A 3104-nucleotide genomic window follows, 5' to 3' on the forward strand; every position below is an offset into this window, starting at 1 on the left:
CTGGCAGTTCCCTACTCTCACATGGGGAGACCCCACACTACCATCGGCGCTACGGCGTTTCACTTCTGAGTTCGGCATGGGGTCAGGTGGGACCACCGCGCTAAAGCCGCCAGGCAAATTCTGTTAATCTGTATCAGGCTGAAAATCTCTCTCTCACCGCCAAAACAGCTTCGGCGTTGTAAGGTTAAGCCTCACGGTTCATTAGTACCGGTTAGCTCAACGCATCGCTGCGCTTACACACCCGGCCTATCAACGTCGTCGTCTTCAACGTTCCTTCAGGAGACTTAAAGTCTCAGGGAGAACTCATCTCGGGGCAAGTTTCGTGCTTAGATGCTTTCAGCACTTATCTCTTCCGCATTTAGCTACCGGGCAGTGCCATTGGCATGACAACCCGAACACCAGTGATGCGTCCACTCCGGTCCTCTCGTACTAGGAGCAGCCCCCCTCAATTCTCCAGCGCCCACGGCAGATAGGGACCGAACTGTCTCACGACGTTCTAAACCCAGCTCGCGTACCACTTTAAATGGCGAACAGCCATACCCTTGGGACCTACTTCAGCCCCAGGATGTGATGAGCCGACATCGAGGTGCCAAACACCGCCGTCGATATGAACTCTTGGGCGGTATCAGCCTGTTATCCCCGGAGTACCTTTTATCCGTTGAGCGATGGCCCTTCCATTCAGAACCACCGGATCACTATGACCTGCTTTCGCACCTGCTCGAGCCGTCACTCTCGCAGTCAAGCTAGCTTATGCCATTGCACTAACCTCCTGATGTCCGACCAGGATTAGCTAACCTTCGTGCTCCTCCGTTACTCTTTGGGAGGAGACCGCCCCAGTCAAACTACCCACCAGACACTGTCCGCAACCCGGATTACGGGTCCACGTTAGAACACCAGCCATTAAAGGGTGGTATTTCAAGGACGGCTCCACGCAGACTGGCGTCCACGCTTCAAAGCCTCCCACCTATCCTACACATCAAGGACCAGTGTTCAGTGTCAAGCTATAGTAAAGGTTCACGGGGTCTTTCCGTCTTGCCGCGGGTACACTGCATCTTCACAGCGAGTTCAATTTCACTGAGTCTCGGGTGGAGACAGCCTGGCCATCATTACGCCATTCGTGCAGGTCGGAACTTACCCGACAAGGAATTTCGCTACCTTAGGACCGTTATAGTTACGGCCGCCGTTTACCGGGGCTTCGATCAAGAGCTTCGCGTTGCCGCTAACCCCATCAATTAACCTTCCGGCACCGGGCAGGCGTCACACCGTATACGTCCACTTTCGTGTTTGCACAGTGCTGTGTTTTTAATAAACAGTTGCAGCCAGCTGGTATCTTCGACTGATTTCAGCTCCGTCCGCAGGGACTTCACCTACATATCAGCGTGCCTTCTCCCGAAGTTACGGCACCATTTTGCCTAGTTCCTTCACCCGAGTTCTCTCAAGCGCCTTGGTATTCTCTACCTGACCACCTGTGTCGGTTTGGGGTACGATTTCGTGTTACCTGATGCTTAGAGGCTTTTCCTGGAAGCAGGGCATTTATCACTTCAGCACCGTAGTGCCTCGTCATCACGCCTCAGTGTTAAAGTGAACCGGATTTGCCTGGAACACACACCTACACGCTTAAACCGGGACAACCGTCGCCCGGCTGACATAGCCTTCTCCGTCCCCCCTTCGCAGTAACACCAAGTACAGGAATATTAACCTGTTTCCCATCGACTACGCCTTTCGGCCTCGCCTTAGGGGTCGACTCACCCTGCCCCGATTAACGTTGGACAGGAACCCTTGGTCTTCCGGCGAGCGGGCTTTTCACCCGCTTTATCGTTACTTATGTCAGCATTCGCACTTCTGATACCTCCAGCATGCCTCACAGCACACCTTCAACGGCTTACAGAACGCTCCCCTACCCAACAACGCATAAGCGTCGCTGCCGCAGCTTCGGTGCATGGTTTAGCCCCGTTACATCTTCCGCGCAGGCCGACTCGACCAGTGAGCTATTACGCTTTCTTTAAATGATGGCTGCTTCTAAGCCAACATCCTGGCTGTCTGTGCCTTCCCACATCGTTTCCCACTTAACCATGACTTTGGGACCTTAGCTGGCGGTCTGGGTTGTTTCCCTCTTCACGACGGACGTTAGCACCCGCCGTGTGTCTCCCGTGATAACATTCTTCGGTATTCGTAGTTTGCATCGGGTTGGTAAGCCGGGATGGCCCCCTAGCCGAAACAGTGCTCTACCCCCGAAGATGAGTTCACGAGGCGCTACCTAAATAGCTTTCGGGGAGAACCAGCTATCTCCCGGTTTGATTGGCCTTTCACCCCCAGCCACAGGTCATCCGCTAATTTTTCAACATTAGTCGGTTCGGTCCTCCAGTTAGTGTTACCCAACCTTCAACCTGCCCATGGCTAGATCACCGGGTTTCGGGTCTATACCCTGCAACTTAACGCCCAGTTAAGACTCGGTTTCCCTGCGGCTCCCCTATACGGTTAACCTTGCTACAGAATATAAGTCGCTGACCCATTATACAAAAGGTACGCAGTCACACCCGAAGGTGCTCCCACTGCTTGTACGTACACGGTTTCAGGTTCTTTTTCACTCCCCTCGCCGGGGTTCTTTTCGCCTTTCCCTCACGGTACTGGTTCACTATCGGTCAGTCAGGAGTATTTAGCCTTGGAGGATGGTCCCCCCATATTCAGACAGGATACCACGTGTCCCGCCCTACTCTTCGAGTTCACAACCTGTGCATTTTCGTGTACGGGACTGTCACCCTGTACCGTGCGACTTTCCAGACGCTTCCACTAACACACAAGCTGATTCAGACTCCGGGCTGCTCCCCGTTCGCTCGCCGCTACTGGGGGAATCTCGGTTGATTTCTTTTCCTCGGGGTACTTAGATGTTTCAGTTCCCCCGGTTCGCCTCGTTAACCTATGTATTCAGTTAACGATAGTGTGTCGAAACACACTGGGTTTCCCCATTCGGACATCGACGGGTCAAAGGTTCATATCACCTCGCCGTCGCTTTTCGCAGATTAGCACGTCCTTCATCGCCTCTGACTGCCAGGGCATCCACCGTGTACGCTTAGTCGCTTAACCTCACAACCCGAAGATGTTTC

The 3104-nt window shown here is 53.6% G+C and carries 2 rRNA genes; both read right to left on the bottom strand.

Annotated features, from left to right (window positions below):
• Positions 1-114 (bottom strand): 5S ribosomal RNA (rrf, locus tag IM291_RS21725); the annotation flags it as partial.
• A gap of 66 nt (positions 115-180) precedes the next feature.
• A 23S ribosomal RNA gene (locus IM291_RS21730) occupies positions 181-3084 on the bottom strand.
• Between the last annotated feature and the right edge of the window lie 20 nt (positions 3085-3104).

Source organism: Enterobacter cloacae complex sp. P27C (assembly GCF_014895705.1).
GTDB lineage: Bacteria > Pseudomonadota > Gammaproteobacteria > Enterobacterales > Enterobacteriaceae > Enterobacter > Enterobacter bugandensis.